Annotated in this window: 22 protein-coding genes; 13 read left to right on the forward strand and 9 right to left on the reverse strand. The window is 69.9% G+C overall.

Annotated elements, in window-relative coordinates; genetic code table 11:
• Positions 1 to 19: 19 nt before the first annotated feature.
• Positions 20 to 1,489, reverse strand: coding sequence for an MFS transporter (locus tag IG62_RS0102560; RefSeq protein WP_037837698.1), 1,470 nt, complete (start codon positions 1,487 to 1,489; stop codon positions 20 to 22).
• A 90-nt stretch (positions 1,490 to 1,579) separates the two neighbouring features.
• Between IG62_RS0102560 and IG62_RS0102565 the strand changes: the two genes are divergently transcribed.
• Together IG62_RS0102565 and IG62_RS0102575 are read left to right on the forward strand one after the other, a co-directional pair.
• The gene (locus IG62_RS0102565; RefSeq protein WP_030797013.1) at positions 1,580 to 2,509 is read left to right on the forward strand and encodes a LysR family transcriptional regulator; all 930 of its coding nucleotides are present in this window, start codon (positions 1,580 to 1,582) and stop codon (positions 2,507 to 2,509) included.
• A 184-nt stretch (positions 2,510 to 2,693) separates the two neighbouring features.
• The gene (locus IG62_RS0102575) at positions 2,694 to 3,620 is read left to right on the forward strand and encodes an arginase family protein (protein ID WP_030797016.1); all 927 of its coding nucleotides are present in this window, start codon (positions 2,694 to 2,696) and stop codon (positions 3,618 to 3,620) included.
• A gap of 380 nt (positions 3,621 to 4,000) precedes the next feature.
• Here the strand turns inward: IG62_RS0102575 and IG62_RS0102580 are convergent, their stop codons facing one another.
• Together IG62_RS0102580 and IG62_RS0102585 are read right to left on the reverse strand one after the other, a co-directional pair.
• Complete coding sequence (locus IG62_RS0102580; RefSeq protein ID WP_030797020.1) at positions 4,001 to 4,498, reverse strand: hypothetical protein; 498 nt, start codon at positions 4,496 to 4,498, stop codon at positions 4,001 to 4,003.
• A gap of 237 nt (positions 4,499 to 4,735) precedes the next feature.
• The gene (locus IG62_RS0102585; RefSeq protein WP_030797022.1) at positions 4,736 to 5,620 is read right to left on the reverse strand and encodes a LysR family transcriptional regulator; all 885 of its coding nucleotides are present in this window, start codon (positions 5,618 to 5,620) and stop codon (positions 4,736 to 4,738) included.
• A gap of 76 nt (positions 5,621 to 5,696) precedes the next feature.
• Here IG62_RS0102585 and IG62_RS0102590 point away from each other — a divergent pair, with 76 nt between their 5' ends.
• From IG62_RS0102590 to IG62_RS0102600, 3 genes are all read left to right on the forward strand, one after another.
• A complete protein-coding gene (locus IG62_RS0102590) occupies positions 5,697 to 6,416 on the forward strand; it encodes a glutamine amidotransferase-related protein (protein WP_030797024.1) in 720 nt (239 codons plus the stop codon).
• 354 nt (positions 6,417 to 6,770) lie between these two features.
• Entirely contained in the window at positions 6,771 to 7,814 is a 1,044-nt protein-coding gene (locus tag IG62_RS0102595; RefSeq protein ID WP_030797026.1) for a S66 family peptidase, read from the forward strand.
• A gap of 201 nt (positions 7,815 to 8,015) precedes the next feature.
• Complete coding sequence (locus IG62_RS0102600) at positions 8,016 to 8,576, forward strand: cysteine hydrolase family protein (protein WP_030797028.1); 561 nt, start codon at positions 8,016 to 8,018, stop codon at positions 8,574 to 8,576.
• Between the two features lie 310 nt (positions 8,577 to 8,886).
• On the opposite strand, the gene IG62_RS0102605 is transcribed toward IG62_RS0102600, so the two are convergent.
• Positions 8,887 to 9,558, reverse strand: coding sequence for a hypothetical protein (locus tag IG62_RS0102605; protein ID WP_030797030.1), 672 nt, complete (start codon positions 9,556 to 9,558; stop codon positions 8,887 to 8,889).
• A gap of 153 nt (positions 9,559 to 9,711) precedes the next feature.
• Positions 9,712 to 10,374, reverse strand: coding sequence for a TetR/AcrR family transcriptional regulator (locus IG62_RS0102610; protein WP_030797032.1), 663 nt, complete (start codon positions 10,372 to 10,374; stop codon positions 9,712 to 9,714).
• Positions 10,375 to 10,554: 180 nt separating this feature from the next.
• Here IG62_RS0102610 and IG62_RS0102615 point away from each other — a divergent pair, with 180 nt between their 5' ends.
• The 3 genes from IG62_RS0102615 to IG62_RS0102625 are packed head-to-tail and all read left to right on the forward strand — an operon-like array spanning position 10,555 to position 13,419.
• Positions 10,555 to 10,809 carry a ferredoxin gene (locus tag IG62_RS0102615; RefSeq protein ID WP_324604604.1) on the forward strand — a complete coding sequence of 85 codons (255 nt, stop codon included), beginning with the start codon at positions 10,555 to 10,557 and terminating at the stop codon, positions 10,807 to 10,809.
• Positions 10,806 to 12,179, forward strand: a complete 1,374-nt coding sequence (locus IG62_RS0102620) for an NAD(P)/FAD-dependent oxidoreductase (RefSeq protein WP_078871772.1) — start codon at positions 10,806 to 10,808, stop codon at positions 12,177 to 12,179. The genes IG62_RS0102615 and IG62_RS0102620 overlap by 4 nt, the downstream gene beginning before the upstream one ends.
• A 13-nt stretch (positions 12,180 to 12,192) precedes the next feature.
• Positions 12,193 to 13,419, forward strand: coding sequence for a cytochrome P450 (locus tag IG62_RS0102625; RefSeq protein ID WP_037837699.1), 1,227 nt, complete (start codon positions 12,193 to 12,195; stop codon positions 13,417 to 13,419).
• A 328-nt stretch (positions 13,420 to 13,747) separates the two neighbouring features.
• On the opposite strand, the gene IG62_RS0102635 is transcribed toward IG62_RS0102625, so the two are convergent.
• The gene (locus tag IG62_RS0102635; protein ID WP_051797483.1) at positions 13,748 to 14,320 is read right to left on the reverse strand and encodes a GNAT family N-acetyltransferase; all 573 of its coding nucleotides are present in this window, start codon (positions 14,318 to 14,320) and stop codon (positions 13,748 to 13,750) included.
• An 87-nt stretch (positions 14,321 to 14,407) separates the two neighbouring features.
• Positions 14,408 to 14,965, reverse strand: a complete 558-nt coding sequence (locus IG62_RS0102640; RefSeq protein WP_030797044.1) for a GNAT family N-acetyltransferase — start codon at positions 14,963 to 14,965, stop codon at positions 14,408 to 14,410.
• 51 nt (positions 14,966 to 15,016) lie between these two features.
• Here IG62_RS0102640 and IG62_RS0102645 point away from each other — a divergent pair, with 51 nt between their 5' ends.
• A complete protein-coding gene (locus IG62_RS0102645; protein WP_030797047.1) occupies positions 15,017 to 15,607 on the forward strand; it encodes a TetR/AcrR family transcriptional regulator in 591 nt (196 codons plus the stop codon).
• A 187-nt stretch (positions 15,608 to 15,794) separates the two neighbouring features.
• Here the strand turns inward: IG62_RS0102645 and IG62_RS43020 are convergent, their stop codons facing one another.
• Both IG62_RS43020 and IG62_RS0102655 read right to left on the reverse strand, forming a co-directional pair.
• Positions 15,795 to 16,457, reverse strand: coding sequence for a response regulator (locus tag IG62_RS43020; protein ID WP_030797050.1), 663 nt, complete (start codon positions 16,455 to 16,457; stop codon positions 15,795 to 15,797).
• Between the two features lie 202 nt (positions 16,458 to 16,659).
• Entirely contained in the window at positions 16,660 to 17,439 is a 780-nt protein-coding gene (locus IG62_RS0102655) for an SDR family oxidoreductase (RefSeq protein ID WP_030797052.1), read from the reverse strand.
• Between the two features lie 232 nt (positions 17,440 to 17,671).
• Between IG62_RS0102655 and IG62_RS0102660 the strand changes: the two genes are divergently transcribed.
• The 4 genes from IG62_RS0102660 to IG62_RS0102675 all read left to right on the forward strand — a co-directional run bounded on the left by IG62_RS0102660 (position 17,672) and on the right by IG62_RS0102675 (position 21,535).
• Complete coding sequence (locus tag IG62_RS0102660) at positions 17,672 to 18,544, forward strand: helix-turn-helix transcriptional regulator (protein ID WP_030797054.1); 873 nt, start codon at positions 17,672 to 17,674, stop codon at positions 18,542 to 18,544.
• 193 nt (positions 18,545 to 18,737) lie between these two features.
• Positions 18,738 to 18,989, forward strand: coding sequence for a hypothetical protein (locus tag IG62_RS0102665; protein ID WP_158794954.1), 252 nt, complete (start codon positions 18,738 to 18,740; stop codon positions 18,987 to 18,989).
• 9 nt (positions 18,990 to 18,998) lie between these two features.
• Positions 18,999 to 19,910 (forward strand): ABC transporter ATP-binding protein, encoded by a 912-nt coding sequence (locus IG62_RS0102670; protein WP_030797058.1) that lies wholly within the window; start codon positions 18,999 to 19,001, stop codon positions 19,908 to 19,910.
• Complete coding sequence (locus IG62_RS0102675; RefSeq protein ID WP_030797060.1) at positions 19,910 to 21,535, forward strand: hypothetical protein; 1,626 nt, start codon at positions 19,910 to 19,912, stop codon at positions 21,533 to 21,535. The genes IG62_RS0102670 and IG62_RS0102675 overlap by 1 nt, the downstream gene beginning before the upstream one ends.
• Position 21,536: the final 1 nt, after the last annotated feature.

A 21,536-nucleotide genomic window follows, 5' to 3' on the forward strand; every position in this document is an offset into this window, starting at 1 on the left:
GCCTTGTGCTGATGCTCCGTCAGGCGCTCTGTCTAGCAGTCGCCTTGGCCACCAGCAGCACCGCCAGTACACCGATGCAGATCAGGACGTAACCCGAGGTGGTCAGGGTGCCGAGGGTGCCCAGTACCGCGACGCCGAGCGCGGAGCCGGCCTGCCGGATGCCGTTCAGGGCGCCCTGACTGGTTGCCGCGTACTCCGGCGGTGCCGAGACGGCCATCGCGGCGGCGGCGCCGGGGATCGACAGCGTGCCGGTCGCGGCCAACGTCAGCTCGGCGGCGAGGATCAGCGGCAGCGGCGGGTGATGGCCGGTACAGAAGGCGAGCAACACACCCGACACCACAGAGGCGGACATGCCGGTCAGCAGGATCGGGCGCGCGCCGTAGCGGGCGACGAGCCGGCCGGTGAAGAACGGCATGACACACACCGGAAAGGCGATCGGCAAGGAGGCGAGACCGGCCTTGAACGGAGTCAGGTCATAGGTGTGCTGCAGCCACACGGCGAACAGATACATCCCGCCGAAGTAGGCGAAGCAGGACACCGCGGCGGCCACCATGGCGGCCCGGACCTTCGGCAGGGCGAGCAGCGCCGGCGGCAGGACCGGGGCGGCCACCCGGCGTTCCACGACGGCCACGGCGACGAAGCAGAGCAGCGCGGCGACGATCGGGACCAGGGCGCGCGGTGAGCCCCAGCCCTCGATGCCGGCCTCGACCAGACCGAAGGTGAGCAGAGCGAGTCCGGCGGTGGACAGCGTCAGACCGGGGCGGTCCAGAGCGCGGGTGGCGCGGAGGGGCGGCACGGGCAGTCGGCGGGCCAGCAGCAGAGCGGCCAACGCGATCGGCGGATTGACCAGGAACACCAGCCGCCAGCCGCCGAGTTCGACCAGGGCGCCGCCGAGCACGGGTCCGGCGGCCGCTCCCAGGCCGCTCAGCGCGGTCCAGGCACCAATCGCACGGGTGCGGCGCACCGGGTCGGGGTTGAGGTGGATCAGCAGTGCCAGGGAGGCGGGCACCAGGCCGGCGCCCGCGGCACCGAGCAGCGCGCGGCCGCCGATGAGGGCGCCGACGTTCGGCGCCAAGGCACACACCACGGACAGAGCGGAGAAGAGGCCGAGCGCGGTGGCATAGACGCGGCGCGCGCCCCAACGGTCGGCGATGACACCGCCGGCCAGCAGCAGTCCGGCGAAGACGACCGTGTAGGCGTCGACGGCCCAGGGCAGGGCGGCGGTGGCCGGATGCAGCGACTTCTGCACGTCGGGCACCGCGACGTTGAGGATCGAGGTGTCGAGCAGAACGAGCAGGTTGCCGGTGGCGATACCGGCGAACGTCAGCTTGGAATGGCGCTTGGGCGGCGCGGGCGCCTGGGCGGGCGCGGTCGGAGTGGGCGGCGCAGGCGCCTGAGCCTGCGCGGACGGTGTGATCGGCGCGGTCGGTGGGGTCGGGCCCGGTCCGGCGAGCCCGGAGGGACGGCAGAGGGGATCGGCGGTACTCATGGCGGCAGCCTCCCCCGGCGGGCCGCCGGCCTGCGACGTCGCACCTCCGATACCCCCATCGGAAAGTCCGATGGAGGTTATGCTGCTGTCGTGGACTCCCGCTATCTGCGCGCTTTCGTCGCGGTCGCCGACCATGGTGGCATCTCCTCCGCAGCACAGGCGTTGGGATACGCCCAGTCCAGCCTCAGCGCCCAGCTCAAGCGGCTGGAGGCGGACCTCGGGGTGAGCGTTTTGGTGCGCCAGGGCGCGGGGTCGGTGCTCAGCGAGGCGGGCGCCCGGCTTCTGCCGTATGCGCGCGAGGCCCTGGAGCTGGAGGAGCAGATGCGCCGGGTGGCGCGCGGTGGTCGGCCGCGGCTGCGGATCGGGGCGCAGGAGTCACTGGCGCACGTGTGGATGCCGGAGGTACTGGCCGCGTTGGAGTACGGCGCAGACGACGCGGAGGCCGGCACAGGCATGGAGTTGACGGTTGCCAACCGGCGGAGGCTGGAGCAGGCGTTCGGCGCGGGCGAGTTGGATGTGGTCTTCCAGTACGACAACGGCATGCGTGCGCTCGGCCCGCATGCGGTGGTGGGACACGACCGGACGGTTGTGGTGGCGGGGCCCAGTCATCCGTTGGCCCGGGAGGAGGAGGTCACGCCGGAACAGCTGCTGGGGTACGACTTCCTGGTGGCCGAGCCGGGCTGCACCTCGGAGATGCTGGTGGACCGCTTCGGTCGGGATCTGCTGGCCGGTGCCCAACTGGCCATGATTCAGGGCTCCTTGTCGGCGTTGCTGCGGCTGACCGGGCACGGGCACGGGCTGTCGCTTCTGCCTGAACTGGCGGTGACCCGGGAGCTGCAGGAGGGCGAGCTGGTGACGCTGCGCCTGGCGGAGCGGATCCGCCCGGTCAGCATCGTCGCCCAGTGGCGGCCGCGACTGGGACCGGCCGAACGCACTCTGCGCGATCTCCTCGACGTGGCCCGCCGCGCGGACCCGCTGCCCGAGGTGACCAACACGGCACGTGCGGCGGAGGCTTCGTAATCAGGCGCCCGCGTCCCGGAAGAGAGGGCGACGACGAGAAGGGGAGCTGCGCAGTTGCTCCCCTTCGGCAACGCGCTGGCCATCAAGGAGCCGAAGGCCGCCGGGGGCGCGGGCCAGCCGCAGAGCTTCGAACGGGTCTTCCCCAAGCCCAGATATTTCCTGGTGTCTGTGTGACGATCTCCCTATGCGTCGCACCGTACTGATCGATGCCCCGTCCAACCTGGGGCTGCGTCCGCCCGCACCCGGCACCGTCCCCGGCTGCGCCAAGCTCGCCGGGGCGCTGCGCGAACAGGGCCTGCTGCGCCGGTTGGGCGCGCTGGAGGGCGGCGTCGTGGTATCGCCGCGCTACGACCTGACGGGCTGGCGAGAGGGAGTGGACGGGGACTTCAACGCCACGGCCATGGCCGGGTACACCCGCAAGCTGGCCGCGCGCGTCGAGGACCGGGTGCGCAGCGGCGACTTCCCGGTACTGCTCGGCGGAGACTGCAGCATCCTGCTCGGTGCGGTGCTCGGGCTGCGACGGCTGGGCCGGTACGGCGTGGCCTACCTCGACGGGCACGGCGACTTCAGGCACCCGGGGAACGTTGCCGTGTCCGGACCGCTGGGAGCCGCCGCCGGAGAGGGCGTCGCGCAGATCACGGGCCGCGGACAGGCCGACCTCACCGACATCGACGGGCTGCGGCCCTACGTCCGCGACGAGGACCTGAGCGTCCTGGGCATCCGTGACGCCGACGGGTACCAGGCGGAATTGACCGAACTCGGCATCCCTCACACCCCCGTCGGGGAAATCCGGCGGCGCGGGCCTGAGGCGGTGGCCCGTGCAGTCCTCGACCACCTCCAAGGGCCTGCACTGGACGGCTTCTGGATCCACCTCGACGCAGATGTCCTGGACCCCTCCGTGATGCCGGCGGTCGACAGCCCCGACCCCGGCGGACTAGTCACCGAGGAACTCCGGTCACTGCTGGCCCCGTTGGCCGCCTCACCGCGCTGCGTCGGGGTGAACCTCACCATCTACGACCCAGACCTCGACCCGGACGGCAAGGGCGCCGCACTCCTCGCCGACCTCCTTGAAGACGTCCTCGTCCTGGAAGACACCCTCGCGCACCCCTGACCACACCGGTCGCAAGGACCCCCGTGCAGCGACCGTCCCGCGTCACCTTTGGCCACCAACTACCCGACGACAAGGCACTGGCCACCTTGACCCTCGCGATCGGCCAGATCAGCTGCAGTGGGACTGACCTGCCCCGCCCTCCGCTTGCCCGCCGCACGGCTACCGGAAGTGACCTGTAGCCCACCGCGAGAGGGGCCAGGGCCGAACGGTGACTTCGACGTCCGGGCCCCAGTCCTCGGCGCCGCCTTGGCCTCTTCGTAGAGAGGTGCTGTACCAGGGCGACCTCGGCAAGCCGCTGGCGGTGTGCTGCGGCGTCGTCTGCCGCCGCAGCACCAAGCGCGCGGCCAACCGCACTTGGGGAAGGGGCGGTTCGAGCCGGCCTACGCGAGCTTGTAGTCGTAATAATCGTGAGGGCCGGTCAAGACGGCCTGGAAGTAGAGCGCCTCGCCATCGGTGTTGAGTGGGACGTCATGAGCGGCCACACGTGTGAAGCCCATGGAGAGCCGCGGCACGAAGGCGTAGAGGGTTTCGTCCAGCACGGTCAACCCCAGCCCGTCCAACTGCTGCAGTAGCTCACGGGCGGGAGTCCGGAAAACATCGATTCCGCGGAAGCGCACGGTGATCTCTTCAGGGCCGGGGCGCGGGATCCACATTTCCGCTGCCGTCAGGGTCTTCCCGTCTTCGATGTGGAACACGGTCTCGAACTGCGCATGCAGGGCGAGGATTTTCATGTAGTGAATGGGGTCGGCGGACCCGTCGTCCTGCACCTTGACCTCACCCAGTTCCGCGGCGGCTGCGCGTACAGCGTCGGCGGATACCCCGAGGGGAAAACCGGTGATGCCGTGCGGTGGGTTCAGTTCGAAGTGCACGCGGCTCATTTTAGAGGCAGATTCGGAGCTTCCAGTCGTTGTCCGACAGGTACTTCCGGAAGCCCTTGTTGTGCGGCAGATGCCCGGCGCTTGGAGCCCTGCACGGCCGCGACACCATGCACTACGTCCACGCCGAACTCACCGTCCAGGCCACCGACTTCAGGTGGACCAGCCTCGACCAGCTCGCAGTTCGCCATGTTGCGGTGTCAGCAGTTCGGCGGATGCGGGTGGGAAATGTGGATGCTGTTACGCCAGGCGCAGGGTCTCGGCAAGTTCGGCGGCCGGGGCAGTGGGGTTGCGGGGGTGGAGGAGTTCGGTGCGGTGCACGAGCCGGGGTTCGGTGATCGGTACGGCCGCGACGCCTGACATGCCGGCGGCCATGGGTAGGGCTGTTGTCGCGAGTCCGCCATTGGCGGCCACCAGGGTGCCGAGCGTCTTGATATCGCTTCCGGTGTAGGTGAGTTGATGTTCAAAGCCGTCGCTCTGGGCGGCGACCCGTAGCTGGGCCAGGGGCACGGCTGCGTCGGGGGCGTCGATCCAGCGAGCGGCGGCGAGGTCCGGCAGCCGCAGTGCGGGACGTCCGGCGAGCGGGTGGGAGGCGGGCAGCAGGACCGCGAGTGGCTCTTGGGCGATCGCGAAGGCGGTCAGGGGGCCGGCGTCGGGCAGCGGAAGGGGGTCACTGGGCGCTGCCGCGCCATCGACCAGGGCGAGATCGGCCGCTCCGGCCAGCACTGCCTGGACTGCCTCGCTTCGGGCGCCCACCCGTACCGAGACCGCGAGCTGTGGGGCCGCGGTCCGGGCGCGTACCAATGCATTCGCGACGGCGGGCGTCAGAGCTCCGGGGGCGCACGCCACTGCGAGTCGTCCGGGGTGCGCTCTGCGCAGGCGGGCGATATCCGCCCGAGCCGCATCCAGGCGCAGCAACAGCGGTCGGGCGTGTTCCAGCAGCCGCTCGCCCGCCTCGGTCGGGGTGACTGGGCGGCGGGTGACCAGCGGCGCGTCGAGGTCGGCTTCGAGGGCGGCGATGTGCTGCGACACGGCGGACTGGGTGTAGCCCAGGCCCCGGGCGGCGGCGGAGAAGGAGCGGTGGTCGACCACGGCGACGAAGGTGCGAAGCTGCTGCGGGTCCATGAGTATCAGTATTGCTGATGCTAGGTGCAGAGATCATCGTTGGACGCGATGCAGGTGGACGGCTCAGGATGGCGGCATGACCCACACCGCCCGCATCGCCCTGGTCGGCGACCGCTCGCCCCACGTCCGTTCCCACACCCGCATCCCGGGCCTGCTCGACGCGCTGCGCGAGCGCGACGACCTGGACCTGGACGCCTACTGGATCCCCACCGAGGACGCGACGGACGCCACGGCGCTGGCCGCGTTCGATGCGATCTGGATGCTGCCCGGCAGCCCGTACCGCAGCGAGTCCGGCGCGTTGGCAGCCATCCGGACCGCCCGCGAACACCACGTTCCCCTTCTCGGCACCTGCGCCGGCTTCCAACACGTCCTGCTCGAATACGCCCGTAACGTGTGCGGCCGGTCGACGGCGGCGCATGCCGAAAACTCGCCGGACACACCGGCAGAAGACGCTGTGGTGGTGCCGCTCGCCTGCTCGCTCGTCGGCCACGAAGGCACGATCGAGCTGACCGCGGGCTCGCTCGCCGAGCAACTCATCGGCGCCGAGCGATCCATCGAGCGCTACCACTGCAACTTCGGCGCCAGTCCCCATTACGTGAAGCTGCTGCGCGACCAAGGGCTGCATTTCACCGGCGCCGATTCCGAAGGCGAGGTGCGCATCGCGGAACTGCCCAGTCACCCGTTCTTCCTCGCCACCCTCTTCCAGCCGGAACTCGCCGGTGACGGCAGTCGCCCGCATCCCCTCATCCGCGGCCTTGCCGCCGCGGCCGTGACGCACGCGGCGGCAACGGCATGACCGGCTCCAAGCGCCTTCTGGTCCCCTACGCACGCCTTCGCGCGCACTGTCCGACGCTCGCCCGGCCAGCCCGCTGACCTCCACCCGCGACATAGGCCGCCTGCCCACCACCGGATGGACATCCCACTCGTCCGCCAAACCAGGCGGCTCTCCAGCACGGCGCCATGCCGCAACGTCACGGTGGCGTCAGCTTCTCGTCCCAGCCGAAGTGCCCGATGGGCGCGGGCAGTTCAGCGGACAGTTCAGCAAGTCGTGGGCGCACGTAGCCGATCGGGGCCAAGGAGGGTGGGCCCGCTGTCTGCACGCTGAGAAAATTCACGGTCTCTCCGTGGGCCACTTGTGTAGTGTCGCGTCATGACAGCGCCTCTGTACCCCGCGAAGCCCCAACCAGGTGACACGGTCGCCGTCGTCTCACCGTCCAGCGGACTCGCCGGCATCCTGCCGCTGCCCTTCGAATTGGGCTTGCGGCGGCTGCGCGAGGACTTCGGCCTGCACGTCGTGGAATATCCGACCACCCGGAAGATGAACAGCACCCCACAGGAGCGCGCGGCCGATGTGCACGCGGCGTTCGCCGACCCAGAGGTCAAGGCGGTCATCACGAGCATCGGCGGGGACGATCAGATCACGCTCCTGCCGCACCTCGACCGCGACCTGCTGTGCGCCAACCCCAAGCCGTTCTTCGGATACAGCGACAACACGAACCTGCTGGTCTACCTCGCCAACTGTGGCATCGTCGCCTACCACGGCGGCACCGTCATGGTCGAGCTCGGGCGTCCCGGAGCGATGCACCCGCTGACTGCAGCGTCGCTGCGCGCCGCACTGTTCACCTCCGGACCGTTCGAGCTCACGGAGCCGAAGGAGACCCGGACCGAGGACAAGTTGTGGCAGGACCCGGCCACGTTCGACGTCGAACCCGCCATGGAGCCGGCGGACGCCTGGAGGTGGCACAACGCTGACCGGGTCGTCGAGGGCCGTGCGTGGGGAGGGGAACTGGAGATCCTGTCCTGGCTGATGATGGCCGACCGGGAGATCCTTCCGGCGGAACAGTACGCCGGGCGCGTGCTGTTCGTGGAGACCTCGGAGGAGATGCCGCGGGACGAGACGGTCTACCGGATCCTGCGGAACATGGGCGAACGCGGGCTGCTCCGGCAGTTTTCCGCACTGCTGGTGGGGCGCGCCAAGGCCTGGTCGTTCCAGAATCCCCACAATGCGCATCAGCGCGCCGAGTACCGCAGCGCCCAGCGCAAGGCGGTGCTGCGGGCGCTGTCCGAGTACGCCCCGGACATGCCAGCGGTATTCGATGTCGATCTCGGCCACACGGACCCGCAGGTGGTGATTCCCGTTGGCGGCACGGTCAGGATAGACGGGCCCGAACGTCGGATCACCGTCATGTACTGACGGCGCCCACAACGCTCGCCCTGCCGCAACCTGTCCCCGTGCTGGGCGGCCTCGTCATGCTTCGCACCCACTGCCGGCTGAGCGCTCGTGCCCGGCCCACTGTGCGCAACAAGCCCGCCACCATGTCCGAGCCCGCGCAGGTCCGAACATGGCGAACCCGGCCCTTTTCAACGCCACGCGAACTTCGTTCCTGGAGACGATATGAGCAGCGCCCTTCTCGTGATGGACGTTCAACGGGACATCGTGGACATCGTCGACGACGGCTCCGGATACCTGCCACGCCTGCGCAGCGCGATCGATGCAGCCCGGGCGGCGAACATTCCCGTGATCTACGTGGTCATCGCGCTACGCCCCGGCTTCCCGGAAGTTGGCACGCGCAACAGGCCTCTCGCTGCCATCGCACGTGCTGGGCTCTACGTCGAGGGCGCTCCAGGCACCGAGATCCACCCGGAGGTCGCGCCCCGGCCGGGCGACGTGGTGGTCACCAAGAGGCGGGCGAGCGCATTCTCGGGCAGCGATCTCGATGTGGTGTTGCGGGCACGCGGGATCGACAGTCTCGTACTCACCGGCATCGCCACCAGCGCCGTGGTGCTGTCCACCCTGTGCCAGGCGAACGACCTGGACTTTGGACTCACCGTTCTCTCCGACGCCTGTCTGGACATCGACCCAGAGGTGCACCGGGTCCTCATCGAGCGACTGTTCCCGCAGTGGGCGGACGTCGTCACCGTCGATGCATGGGTCGAGACGATCGCAGTTCCATAGCGGCAGACCAGCCGAGGTGTCCGGGTGAGCGGCACGCCCGAACGGACTTCACCCGGGTGAGCCGCACACCCACAGTCTGCTCTCCGGCACCTTCCTCTCCACTCTGATGTGTTCGCCGTGGTGGTGGCGATGCCCGCCTTCCCACACGGTTTGCACGCGGGGGTCTTCACCATCGCCTCGGTCCGTTGCGGCCTCGCGCCGACGGCCGGCGTTGTGGGTGTCGGCCCGTCTGTTCCAAGGCGCCGGCACAGCCCTGCTCGTGCCCCGGGTCTATCGCCCAGGACTGACCGCGACCTCCTCCCACGGGCGGTCAGACCGTGTCGCCGACCGGTTTCCGGTCCGTGGTGGGGGCCTGGGTGACCATCAGTTGGTGGTGGGCCTTGGGGCCCAGGGTGAGGGTCGTGACGAAGATGCCCACGGCGACGACGACGCCGGCGTTGCTCAGGTGCGGCATCAGCAGCAACTCCGCCAGGAGTGCGGCGATGATCAGCGTGAACTTTGCGGCCATCAGGCGCGGCGCGGACACGGTGGGTCGTGCCGAGGGGTGCACGGTGTGAGCCCGCGTGCGGTGGGCTTGGCGGATCTGGAGGGGGACGGTGAGCAGCAACAGGAGGACTCGGACGCCCAGCGAGGTCAGGGAGCGCTCGGCGTGCGGGTACAGCAGGACGCCGAGCAGCATGCTGATGCCGAAGCCGGCCGAGAGGATCAGGATGCGCGCGCCGATCAGCTGACCCACTGCCCAGGCGGGGTGTTCGGCCTCGTAGAGCTTGTGGGTCAGGTGGCGGTTGGTCGGCAACAGCAGCGGCGGGACGATCAGCAGCATGACGGCGGCGCGCAGGGCGTGGGCCCACGGGGGCTCGTCGCTTCCTCCCATCCAGGTGAAGGCCATGAACAGGCCGATGGCGGCGTAGCCCATCCGGATACTGCGGTCACGGGAGGCCGCTCGGCCCGGGACGGGCGGCGTCTTCTGGTGAGCGTTCATGCAGGCGCTTCCTTCGTGGGAGGCGGGTGAACGACGACCGGACGCGGTGCGGCATCGACCGGGCCGGGGCGGTGCCTGGGTGTGAGGACGGTCCGCGGCGGCCGTCGGTAGGCCGCTGCGGGGTGTCGTTCGCGCTCGGTGGCGGCGGGCCTGTCACTCGCTCTCGGTGGCCGCGGGGGCGGTACCGGCGTTGATGCCGGCGAACAGCCACTTCAGGGCCTGGCCGAAGAGTTCCTCGGGCACGCTGGCGGGGTCGATGCGCCGCTGGCGTACCAGGCCGCCGAACAGGGCAGCCACCACGGTGGCGACGGCCTCGGCGGAGACCTCGGCGGGGGCGCCCTGCTGCGCCAGGGACGTGCTGATCACGCCCTCCAGTGCCTGGCGGGGTGCGCGCAGGTTGGCCGCCATGGCGTCCAGGACGTCCGGGTTGCGCACCGCGTAGAGCCAGAACTCGGCCTGGAGCGGGGCGAAGTCGATGTCCTTGTCGGCGACGTCGAGCAGAAGGCGGCCGAGTTCGGCGGCGGCTTCCCCAGTGCCTGGCTCGTGGCGGTCCAAGGTCTGGGCGGCTTCGGCGATGCGGTCGGTCTGGCGGTGCGAGAGCAGTTCCAGGAACAGCGCCTCCTTGCCGCCGAAGTTCGAGTACAGCGCGCCGATGGAGAAGCCCGCCGTCTCTGCGATCTCCTCCACGGAGGCGCCGGTGAAGCCCTTGCGGGCGAAGACCCGAGCCGCCGCGTCCAGCAGTAGCGCCCGGGTGCGGGCCTTGGCCTCTGCCCGGCTCAATCGCCGGCGGGCAGGTTCGTCACTCTCACCATTCATGTCGCCGAAGCTATTCAGATAGGGATCACTATGTCAAACCCTTGGATAGCGTGTACAGTCCAAATAGCGATGCCTATCTGAATGGCGCTCGCTATCGCCTGCCGGGGCTCGGCCACTCGCCGCACACGATGCGAAAGCCGCCGCTTTCGGGCCCCTGACCAGCGAGGAAAGGGAAGAGAGATGACCACGCAGTCCCCGCCGCAGCCCCTGAGGCTGGTGGTGGACCTGAACCTCTGCCAGAGCTACGGGCAGTGCGTCTACGCCGCGCCGACGGTCTTCCGGTTCCACGGCGAGGAATCGCTGGAGTACGACTACGCGCCCGATGCCGGACTCCGCCGCGAGGTGGAGCGGGCCGCTGCCGCCTGCCCGGTCCAGGCGATCACGCTCAGCGGTGCCACCGAGCCCGCGCCCACCGTGGGCGGAGCGGACCGGTGACCGCGTCGGGCGCGGCAGGGCTGCGTTCGGGCCGGATCGTGGTGGTCGGCGCCTCTCTGGCCGGGTTGCGCGCGGCCGAAGCCCTCCGGGACGAGGCGTTCGCCGGGGAACTCACGCTGATCGGCGAGGAGCCGCATGAGCCGTACGACCGGCCGCCGCTGTCGAAAGCGGTACTGTCCGGCCGGCTGAGCTGCGACCACATCGTGCTGCCCCGGGTTCGTAACATCGACGCGCACTGGCTGCTGGGCACCCCTGCCACCGGGCTGGATGTACCCGCCCGTCGGGTGGAGCTGGCCGACGGGCGGTCGGTGGCGTACGACCGGTTGCTGATCGCCACCGGCACCCGGGCACGTCCCTGGCCCGTCCGGGCCGGGGGTGGCCTGGACGGCGTCCATGTGCTGCGCACCCGCGAGGACGCCGAGCGGCTGCGGGGCGCGCTGGTGGCCGGCCCGTCCCGGGTGCTGGTCATCGGCGCGGGTTTCACCGGCGGCGAAGTCGCCTCCGTCTGCCGCGAGTTGGGGCTGGCGGTGACGGTGACGCAGCGCAGCGGGGCGCCGTTGACCAGTGCGCTGGGCGGGGTGATCGGCCGGGCCGCCGCCGACTGGTACCGCGAGGCGGGGGTGGACCTGCGGACGGACACCACGGTCCAGGCCCTGGAAGGCGACCCGTCCGGCCGGTTGCGCCGTGCCGTGCTGTCCGACGGCACGGTCGTGGACGCCGAGGTGGCCGTGGTCGCCACTGGCGCCCTGGCCAACACCGAGTGGCTGGCCGGCTCGGGGCTCGCCGCCGACCAGCGCGGCGTGGTGAGCGACGGCGGGTGCCGGGCCGTGACCACCGACGGCAGGCGGGCCGAGGACGTGTTCGTCGCCGGTGACGTCGCCCGCTGGCCGCATCCCCACTACTTCGGGCGGCTGCTGCGCCTGGACCACTGGGACAACGCCGTCGCCCAGGCACGCACCGCCGCACACAATCTCGTCCACGGCCCGGGCGATCAGCGCGTCCACCGTCCGCTGCCCGCCTTCTGGTCCCACCAGTTCGGCCGCTATCTCAAGTCCATCGGTGTGCCGGCCCTCGCCGACCAGGTCGTGGTCACCCAAGGTGCCCTGGACCAACGGCGGTTCGTCGCCGCGTACGGGCTGAAGGGCAGGCTGGTCGGCGCCGTGGCGGTCGACTCCCCCCGCGTACTGGACGGTTACGCGGCCCTCATCGAAGCCCGCGCACCGTTCCCGCCGATGCTGGGCGCCACCGACGGCCCGGCCCACCTCGACCCCGTCGACGCCGAACTTCCCGGTCGTGCTGCCGGCAGCGCCTCGGACCACGACCCCGGAACGCCGTCGGCCCTCGCGTCGGCCGCGTCCGCACACCGGTGAACGGAGAGTTCCCATGACGACATCCACCACGCCCTCGGCCACCGACCTGTTCGCCCGGGCCCTGCGGTACGAGAACCGCGCCGACCCCTACCCCCACTACGCCGAGCTGCGCCGGCACCCGGTCATGCGCATGGACGACGGCTCCTGGCTGGTCAGCGGCTACCGGGAGATCCGGCAACTGCTGCACGACCCGCGCAGCAGCGCCGACCGGCTCGACCCGCAGAACAAGATCCCCAAGGCCGCCAGGAGCCTGCTCATGCAGGACCCGCCGCTCCACGACCAGCTGCGCCGCGTGGTCACCCAGGAATTCGTTCCTCGCGTCATGGGCATGCGCGACCACCTCGGCGAACTGGTCGGCCGGCTCCTCGACGCGCACACCAGCGACCGTCCCGGCCAACTCGATGTCGTCGCCGAGCTGGCCTACCCGCTGCCGGTCACGGTGATCTGCGAACTGCTCGGCGTGCCCCGCGAGGACGAAGCCCTCTTCGGCGGCCTCGCCCGCCGACTCACCCGGGGCCTGGACCCCGTCGACACCCAGACCGAAGAGGAACTGCGCGAACTCGACCGGGCCCGCGGCGAGTTGGTCCAGTACCTGGAAGGGCTCATCATCCAGCGCCGGACGAACCCCGGCAACGACCTGCTGTCCGGCCTGATGTTCCACGAGGGTCCCGACCGGGTGCTGGACCCGATACAGCTGCGCGTCACCCTCGGCCTGCTGCTGATCGCCGGGCACGAGACCACCGTCAACCTGATCGCCAACGGCACCCTCGTCCTGCTGCGCAACCCCGACGTCCTCGCCCGGCTGCGCACCGACCCCGACCTGGCCACTCCGCTGGTGGAAGAGGTCCTGCGCCACGACCCACCGGTGCAGATCTCCGGCCGTAGTGCCCTGGCCGACATCGACCTTGCCGGCACCACGATCCCCCAGGGCTCCCGCATCCGCCTCATGCTCGCCGCGGGCAACCGTGACCCGCACCGCTTCGAGGACCCCGACCGGTTCGTCCCCGACCGCCGCGAGAACGCCCACCTCGGCTTCGGCGGCGGCATCCACTACTGCATCGGCGCCACCCTCGCCCGCGCGGAAGCACAGATAGCGCTCACCGCCCTCGCCCGCAGACTGCACGCACCGCGCCTGGTCACCGACCCGCCGCCGTACCGGGAGAACGCCATCCTGCGCGGCCCGGAACATCTCCTGGTCGCCTTCGAACGACTCACCCCGGACACCCCACCCGTGAGCTGACCCGTCCCCGGCTCCCTGTTCCCGGCCGTTCTCGGTCCCCGTTGCCGGCCGCCCGGGTGACCCCCGGCGGCGGCCGGGAACGACAGGGCGGGTCGCGACGGTCAGTTCGGCGTCATCGATCGCCGTCAGCGCCCGGACACCGATGCTCGTGTTGGCGGCCAATGCGCCCGCATGCCCATGGCCCGTTCGCGGGCGCGGCTTACGGCACCATGGTGCGGCTCCCCGACCCGTTCAACCTCCCCATGGACACCGACAGCCTCTGACCGGCCGGCGTCAGCCCGCGTTCGCGGTCAGCCGCGGAAGCCTGTGCCACTGTGTCCTCCAGGCGTCACATGGGCAAGGACAGCAGTCGAACGCGTCCCGACGGCCACGACGCGTCATCGTGCAGTGAGATGACCATCGTGCGCAGGGGCATCACCACCAGCCGGGACTCGGGCTGCTCCACGAGGACGTCGCCGTCGAGTCGGTGCCAGCCGAGCCGGCGGTACAGCGCTTCCAGGGGTGGTCGGCAGAACAGGAGGGCATGGCGCGGGCCCATCGTGCGGGCGTGTTCCAACGCCGCGGCGACGACTTGGCGGGCGAGGCCACAGCCGCGTACGTCAGCGGCCACCGCCACCCCGCCGACACCCGCGACCTCGGTCGGTGTGTCGGCGATCGTGAGCGGAAGTCGCACCAGCCCTGCGTGCGCGACAAGCCGTGCGCCGTGGCGGATGCCGAAGTGCTCGTCCTTGCCGCGCCACGTGAGGCCGGTTTCCCCAACGCTGAACGGATCCTCGGCGTCGCCAAGGATTTCGTTCTGCTCCGCTCGCGTATAGCGCTCCAGGCGTATGGCGGGGGACGACGGAGAGCCCGCGGAGTTCGGAGCGTCAGGGAAATTCGGAGAGTTCGGGTTCTTGGTCATCCCCGTATCATGATCCACGCAGGCGCGGGCCAGCCATCGGGACGGCGGATCTGTTGTCAGACCGAGCCGTCGCCGGTCACTGACCCTTCAGGGCCTGCCATTCAGGGCCTGCCATTCAGGAGCAAGGACCGCCCAGATTTGCTTGTCGTGGCGCTTGCCCCCGTACGGCCATGCCTCGCGTCGTACGCCCTCCAGGGTCATGCCGAGCCGCTTGGCCACGGCTGAGCTGCGGTCGTTGTCGGCCCTGCAATGCCACTCGGCCCGGTGCAGTCCCCGGGACGTGAACGCCCAGTCCAACAACGCCCCGCACGCCTGAGTGATCAGGCCGTGTCCCTCGGCGGACGGCTCCAGCCAGCAGCCGATCTCACACAGACCGGCAGCGGCATTGAAATCGGTGTACATCACACCGCCGACCAACATTCCGCCCCGCCAGATGCCGTAGAGGCGGGCGCCGTCGCCGGCCTGGCGCTCGGCATAGCGCTGGAGCGTGGCCCGCGCTCCGTCCACATCGCCGGTGACGAACGCGGGCCCGACCCACGGACGAATGTGTTCGCGAGCCCGGTCCAGATGGTCGGCGAACTCCTCGGCATGCCAGATCTCCAGCGGACCAAGGCAAGCACCGTCGCGCAGCGGCAGTGAGAACATCAGGACCTCCCCCTTCACATAACAAACGTTACGGCAACGTACCGTGGGAGCATGCCACGCACCAAGGGAGATCACGAGGCCCGCCGACGCGACGTCTCCGAAGCGGTCTGGCAGGTCATGGCGACACGCGGTTTCGCCGGCCTGACGCTGCGCGCCGTCGCCACCCAACTCGGAGCGACCACCGGCCTGCTCACGCACTACTTCCCCACCAAACAAGCCTTGGTGGAGTACGCCCTTGACCTCCTCGAACAGCGCACCCTGTCCCGTCCCCGCCGCCAAGCGGGCAAGGGCCTGGCCGCCGTCAGGGACGCGCTACTGGACATCCTGCCGCTGACCCCCGAGGCCACCGACAGCAACCGAATCTGGGTCTCCTCCTGGGACGCCGCACTCTCCGACCCCGCCCTGAGCACCGACTACGCCCGCAAGTACGCCCAAAGCCGCGCCAGGCTGAGCGAACGGGTGGCCGCGGCCCAGGCAACCGGCGAACTCCCCCCGGGCAACCCCGAACAGATCGCCGCCGGCGCTCAGGCCTTCACTCTTGGCCTGGTGGTCCAGGCTCTGTTCGCCCCGGCGGAGTTCCCTCCGCAGCGGCAAATCGAGCTACTTGACGCCTACCTGGCCACCCTGACCAGCCCCCACTGATCCCACGCCCCTCACTCGGCACGATCGCGGTCGATGAAGCACGTTCGGCCTGGCTGCACCACGCACGCCAGGAAGCCGCCGGGCTGTTGGGCTGACCGGGCGCACGGGTCGGGCCACAACCTGGTCGGACATGGCCCGCCAGCGGGCAGGGTCGGCGCCATGGCCTCCGGCTGCGACCACCGGCCTACTAGCCCGTCGCGTACTCATGCGGGAACTCCCCCACCTTGCGCAACAGCGTGAACAGGTGGGTAGGCGAGGTGGTGATGTCATTGACGCCAGCTGCCAGGATCTCGGCCCGCCTGGCAAGTTCCTGGCTCGAAGCGTAGATGAATACCGGGACGTCGTAGCCACGTGCCCGAATCTCCCGGGCAAGCTCCATACCGGCGTCCGGGTGAAGACTGCCGTCCTCTTTCCGTGCCATGTTCGAGATGACCGCGTCGAACGGCGGCACCGCCGCCGACATGGCATTGATTCCCTTACCGGTCGACTCGGCCTGCACCACGTCCACGCCCAGGGTCTGCAACTGTGCCGCCTCGTAGGCGTTGTTCGATGGGTGGTCGTCCACCCATAGGACCCTTTGCAGGGGGCGGAGAACACTTCTGTTCTCCAGTCCGGCGTATTCGGGAGAGGCACTGACCGACGCCAGCTTCCCCTGAATATCAGCCGTGGTCTTCAAGACCTTTTCCGAGACCTCCTGAACCGTCAGCTCCGCCGATCCGACCTTCACGGTGAACCCCCGAGAGTCAATGATTTTCTTGATGGTGGGGAAGAGCCGCCAGATCACCAGGCCGGCGAGGAGTGGCCATGCCAGAGTGGAGAGCGCACTCAACAGATCTGCGAAAGTTTTCATGACAACCTGGCCCTGTGAGGCGAAACAAGGCGATGGTCCCACCACATCGAGCTTGCGATCGCCCGGCACGCGCGTCCGGCGAGCCCAATGGCCCCAACTATGACTCCAACGGTGGCCATGCCGGAGCTGGCCACCGTCTGCAGGTCCGCCCGGCCAAGAGGCGCGGCCCTCTCGACCGAGCGTGGGGAATCGTGCTTCCGGCTCAGCTGAGCTGACGGGTGGGCATGATGGTGACCTGCTGGAGGTTGACCCGCGGCGGGAGGGTCGCGACGAAGCCGACGGTCTGCGCGATGTCCTGGGGCGTGAGCCACTCCATGGTCTCCTTGGAGCCCTCCAGCCACTCCAACGCCCCCGCGTCGGTGACATGGCTCTGCAGCTCGGTGCCGACGATGCCCGGTTCGAGCGCCGAGACCCGGACGTTCTTCGCGCCCAGTTCGGCTCGCAGGTGCCGGGAGAGATGGGTGACGTATGCCTTGGTCGCGGAGTAGACGGCGAAGTTCGGGAAGAGGTTCTGCGCGGCGATCGACGACGTGTTGACCAGGTCGGCCACACCGCGCTCCCCAGCGGCCGTCACCAGCTGCGGCGTGAACGCGCCGATGACGTTCATCAGGCCGGTGATGTTCAGGTCGATCTGCCGCTGCCACTGGTCGGTGGCCAGCTCCTCGACCGGGGCCGGGAGCATGACACCCGCGTTGTTGAACAGCAGGTCGGCACCACCGAGCTGGGCCGCCACCCGGTCCGCGGCCGCCTGCACGGCCGCGGCGTCGGTCACGTCGACCGCGAGGGCCAGCGCCTCGCCGCCGTTCTTCTCGATCCGGGCGACCAGGTCGTCCAGCCGCTCGGCCCGCCGCGCCAGGACGGCGACACGGGCACCGAGCCCGGCCAGGTGCTCGGCCGAGGCCTCACCGATACCGCTGGAGGCACCGGTGACGACCGCGACGCGGCCGGAGAGGGGACGGGCAGAGGTCTGCGTGGTGGTCATGGGACACCTTTCGAAGGGGTTGAGATCTCGTGGTGGGTGAGATTTCGAGGTGGGTGGGATGAGGGGCTCGGGTCTGCGGCTCGTCGCCGCCGGCCCCTTCACAAGAACACCACCCGCAGACGTCTCACGGGCCGCCACAAAGGGCCCTGAGCAGGCAGGTATCGGCAAGGCAGGTACTGGCAGTACCACCCGCCGCCCGGTGTGGTCCGCCCTCGCCCGTCACACTGGGGGGATGGATGACCGTAGTCGCGAGCTCGCCGATTTCCTGCGCACCCGCCGGGCCCGGATCACCCCCGACCAGGCGGGGCTGCCCGCCGACGGCCGGGTCCGCCGGGTACCCGGCCTGCGCCGTGACGAGGCAGCCCGCCTGGCCGGGGTGAGCACCGAGTACTACACCCGGCTCGAACAGGGCCGTGCGCAGAACCCCTCCCCCGAGGTCCTCGAGGCCCTGGCCCGCGCCCTCCAACTCGACGCCGTCGAGCGCGAGCACCTCACCGATCTCCTGGCCCGTCCCGCCCCGGCCCGGCGCGCCCCCGCCGGCCCGCAGCGCGTGCGCCCCGGACTGCACCTGATGCTGCAGACCCTCGACCATGTGCCCGCCTTCATCCTCGGCCGGCGCACCGACGTCCTGGCGTCCAACCGCCTGGCCCGCGAAGTCCTGACCGACTTCGATGCCCTGCCCGCTGTCCGACGGAATCTGGCCCGCTATTACCTTCTGGACCCCGAGGCCCGCGTCCGCGTCGGTGACTGGGAGCGGATCGCCGCCGAGACCGTCGCCATCCTGCGCCTCGAAGCCGGACGCCACCCCGACGACCGCCGGCTCGCCGACCTCATCGGCGAACTCACCGTGAAATCACCGGAGTTCTCGGCCTGGTGGAATGACCACCGGGTGCTGCGCCGCACGCACGGCACCAAGCAGTATCACCACCCCCTGGTCGGCGACCTGACCTTCTCGTACGAGTCCTTCCAGGTCCCCGGCGACGCCGAACAGACCCTGTGCGTCTACAACGTCGAGCCCTCGTCCGACACCGCCCAAGCCCTCCGGCTCCTCACCAGCTGGACTGCGCCGCAGCCGACGGGCGCGCCGGAGGAACGAGGAGCGTAGCCGGCCAGGGCCCCTTGCAGGGCCGTCGGCGCGTGCCTACGCGACCCTCCACCTCCATGGAAGTGACGCGGACCCGGTCACCGGATATCTGCCGAACGGCAGATGTCTCAGGACCTCGGAAAAACCATGCTGGAGCCATCTACCAAGCTTTCCGGAGGTCCACGTGCTCAGCCCTGGTTCGTCGATGCGCAGTGTGTCCAGGAGCATCCTGGCCGCTGTCGCCCTGACCTCACTGGCCGCCGTCACGGTCCGCGCCGACGCCGAGGAGGCAACGCCCGAGACGAAGCCCTTCTCGCTCGCCGGCCCGCTGAAGGGCACACACCCGAAGGGCGCGCGCCTCAAGGGCACACAGCTGAAGAGCATGCACCTGAAGGACTCGCATCTGAGGGGCACGCATACGACCGCTTTCGTGCCGCTTTCCGGTGTGCGGGTCCACGGGGCGTAGGAGGTCACCATGCTCGAACTCATTGACATCACAAAGGACTACCGGGGCGGCAAGCGGGCCGTGGACGGCATGACGATGCGTCTCGAAACCGGGATGCTCGGCCTGCTCGGTCCCAACGGGGCCGGCAAGTCCTCGCTCATGCGGATCGCCTCGACCGTGACCCGGCCGACCAGCGGCCAGGTCCTGTTCCACGGTAAGGACGTGGTGGCCAAGCCCGACGTGCTGCGCCGCACCCTCGGTTACCTCCCGCAGGACTTCGGGGTCTACCCCAACCTCACCTCTCGTGAGTTCCTGTCCTACCTCGCCGCCGCCAAGGGCCTCTCGGCCCGCTCCGCCCGGGCCCGCATCGACGAACTGCTGGAACTGGTCAACCTCACCGAGGCGGTCAAGCGCCCTCTCGGGAAGTACTCGGGCGGCATGCTGCGACGGGTGGGCATCGCCCAGGCGCTGCTTGCCGACCCCAAGGTGATCATCGTGGACGAGCCCACCGCCGGCCTCGACCCCGAGGAGCGGGTCCGCTTCCGCAACCTGCTGAGCGACCTCGCGGCGGACCGCGTCGTGATGCTCTCCACGCACATCGTCTCCGACGTCGAGTCCGTGGCCTCCGACATCGCGGTGATGGCCGGTGGACGACTGCTGCGGCGGGGGTCGCCGGAGGATCTGCTGGCCGCGGTCGAGGGACGCGTATGGGAAGTCCTCGTCGACCCGGCGGACCTTCCCGCCATTCAGAAGGGGCAGATCGTCAGCAGGATGATCCGCACGTCGAGCGGGGTGCGCGTACGACTGCTGACCCACGTTCCGCCGTACGCCACCGCCCAACGGGTCGAACCCGACCTCGAGGACGCCTACCTGGCCATCGTGAACCACGCGACGCAGGCCGTGCCGTCGGCCGTTTCCGCCGGGCAGAAGGGGTGGCAGTGATGTCGCAGACCCTCATCAGGCTCGCTCTCGGGGACTTCTGGGACCGGGTGCGACGGCCGGCGTACGCCGTCATCCTGATCGCCGCGGTCGGGCTGGGCTACGTGGCCACACCGGCCAAGGAAGCCGGCTGGGTGGTCATGCAGATCGGCACCTACCGGGGCACCTACAACAGCGCCTACATCGGCATGGTCGTCGCGCTGGCCGGCACGGTCTGGCTCTCCCTCGGCGGCTTCTACGTCGTACGCAACGCCATCTCACGGGACGAGAGCACCGGCGTGGGCCGGCTCCTGGCGGCCATGCCGCTGCGGACGTGGGCCTATCTGCTCGCCAAATTCCTCAGCAGTGTGCTGGTTCTGTCCTCCATGCTGGGGGTGCTCGCGGTCACCGCGGTCGTCATGCAACTCGCGCGCGCCGAGTCCATGACGGTCAACCCGGTGGAACTGCTGAGCCCGTTCATCGTGATCGCCCTGCCCCTGATGGCGTTCACCGCCGCCGCGGCGCTTCTCTTCGAGGCGATTCCGCTGCTGAGGGCCGGGCTGGGCAACATCCTGTGGTTCTTCATCTGGGCGTTCATCGCCATCGGCGGGCAGTCCCCCAACGCACCGCTCGGCGGGATCGGCGTACACAGCGTCGTCCGGTCACTGGCCGCGGACATGAAGGCGCAGGGCATCGATCCCCAACAGGTCGGAGAATTCAGTCTGGGACTCACGGTGGTGGACAAGCCCCTGAAAACGTTCATCTGGCACGGCTTCGACCTGAGCCCCGGATTCCTCCTCGGCCGGTACGCGCTGGTGGCCATCGCCCTGGCACTCGCGCTGCTCCCCGTCCTGTGGTTCCCCCGGTTCGACCCGGCGCGGGCGGGCGCCCTCGCGGCCTCCGGAGCGGACCCCGGCAGCGCACCAGAGGGGGCCGCAACGCCCGCGCCGGTCATGTGGGAAGACCGCAGGAGTACGCAGGCCCGGTCCGCCGGATTCACCACCATGCCCCAGGCCTCGGTGCACTACGGCAACCCCGCACTGCGGCTGCTCCTGGGAGAAGTCCGCATCCTCATCCAAGGCACGCCCCGGTGGTGGTGGGCCGGCGTTCTCCTCCTCACCGTCGTCGCCCAGATGGTCACGCCGGCCACCGGCGTGACCCGGATCCTGCTGCCGTTGGCCTGGATCTGGCCGGTGCTCATCTGGTCCCGACTGGGCACCCAACGCCACGAATACGGTGTCGAAGCCATCCTCGGCGCCTACCCCTCGGCGCGCATCCGCGTGGCCGCGGAATGGGCAGCGGGCTTCGTACTCACGGCCGTCGCGGGCATCGGACCGGCACTGCGCATGTGTACCGGATCCGACACCCAGGGCCTGGTCCACTGGCTGTGCGGAGCGCTCTTCATCCCGTCCTTCGCCCTGGTGCTCGGCACGCTCAGCCGGACCCATCGGCTCTTCCCGTTCGCCTATCTGCCCCTGTGGTACGCCACGGTGAACGGCATCGCGCCGGTCGACTTCATGGGCGCGATCCGGACCGGCAACGGATCCCCGGCCGGCATGCCACCGGCATTCGTGCTCCTCAGCGCGGCAGTGATGCTCGGCATCGTCTTCTTGTCGAGCGCGGCCCGTCGCGTGACGGCGAGAATCTGAC

The sequence above is a fragment of the Streptomyces sp. NRRL S-337 genome (assembly GCF_000720175.1).
GTDB classification, from domain to species: Bacteria; Actinomycetota; Actinomycetes; order Streptomycetales; family Streptomycetaceae; genus Streptomyces; species Streptomyces siderophoricus.

Excerpts from the sequence above, each read along its gene's own strand:
- IG62_RS0102560 (WP_037837698.1), bottom strand. The coding sequence starts at position 1,489 with ATGAGTACCGCCGATCCCCTCTGCCGTCCCTCCGGGCTCGCCGGACCG.
- IG62_RS0102580 (WP_030797020.1), bottom strand. The coding sequence starts at position 4,498 with ATGAGCCGCGTGCACTTCGAACTGAACCCACCGCACGGCATCACCGGT.
- IG62_RS0102615 (WP_324604604.1), top strand. The coding sequence starts at position 10,555 with ATGACCACGCAGTCCCCGCCGCAGCCCCTGAGGCTGGTGGTGGACCTG.
- IG62_RS0102575 (WP_030797016.1), top strand. The coding sequence starts at position 2,694 with ATGCGTCGCACCGTACTGATCGATGCCCCGTCCAACCTGGGGCTGCGT.
- IG62_RS0102585 (WP_030797022.1), bottom strand. The coding sequence starts at position 5,620 with ATGGACCCGCAGCAGCTTCGCACCTTCGTCGCCGTGGTCGACCACCGC.
- IG62_RS0102670 (WP_030797058.1), top strand. The coding sequence starts at position 18,999 with ATGCTCGAACTCATTGACATCACAAAGGACTACCGGGGCGGCAAGCGG.
- IG62_RS0102635 (WP_051797483.1), bottom strand. The coding sequence starts at position 14,320 with ATGACCAAGAACCCGAACTCTCCGAATTTCCCTGACGCTCCGAACTCC.
- IG62_RS0102595 (WP_030797026.1), top strand. The coding sequence starts at position 6,771 with ATGACAGCGCCTCTGTACCCCGCGAAGCCCCAACCAGGTGACACGGTC.
- IG62_RS0102600 (WP_030797028.1), top strand. The coding sequence starts at position 8,016 with ATGAGCAGCGCCCTTCTCGTGATGGACGTTCAACGGGACATCGTGGAC.
- IG62_RS0102590 (WP_030797024.1), top strand. The coding sequence starts at position 5,697 with ATGACCCACACCGCCCGCATCGCCCTGGTCGGCGACCGCTCGCCCCAC.
- IG62_RS0102645 (WP_030797047.1), top strand. The coding sequence starts at position 15,017 with ATGCCACGCACCAAGGGAGATCACGAGGCCCGCCGACGCGACGTCTCC.
- IG62_RS43020 (WP_030797050.1), bottom strand. The coding sequence starts at position 16,457 with ATGAAAACTTTCGCAGATCTGTTGAGTGCGCTCTCCACTCTGGCATGG.
- IG62_RS0102625 (WP_037837699.1), top strand. The coding sequence starts at position 12,193 with ATGACGACATCCACCACGCCCTCGGCCACCGACCTGTTCGCCCGGGCC.
- IG62_RS0102655 (WP_030797052.1), bottom strand. The coding sequence starts at position 17,439 with ATGACCACCACGCAGACCTCTGCCCGTCCCCTCTCCGGCCGCGTCGCG.
- IG62_RS0102605 (WP_030797030.1), bottom strand. The coding sequence starts at position 9,558 with ATGAACGCTCACCAGAAGACGCCGCCCGTCCCGGGCCGAGCGGCCTCC.
- IG62_RS0102640 (WP_030797044.1), bottom strand. The coding sequence starts at position 14,965 with ATGTTCTCACTGCCGCTGCGCGACGGTGCTTGCCTTGGTCCGCTGGAG.
- IG62_RS0102675 (WP_030797060.1), top strand. The coding sequence starts at position 19,910 with ATGTCGCAGACCCTCATCAGGCTCGCTCTCGGGGACTTCTGGGACCGG.
- IG62_RS0102610 (WP_030797032.1), bottom strand. The coding sequence starts at position 10,374 with ATGAATGGTGAGAGTGACGAACCTGCCCGCCGGCGATTGAGCCGGGCA.
- IG62_RS0102660 (WP_030797054.1), top strand. The coding sequence starts at position 17,672 with ATGGATGACCGTAGTCGCGAGCTCGCCGATTTCCTGCGCACCCGCCGG.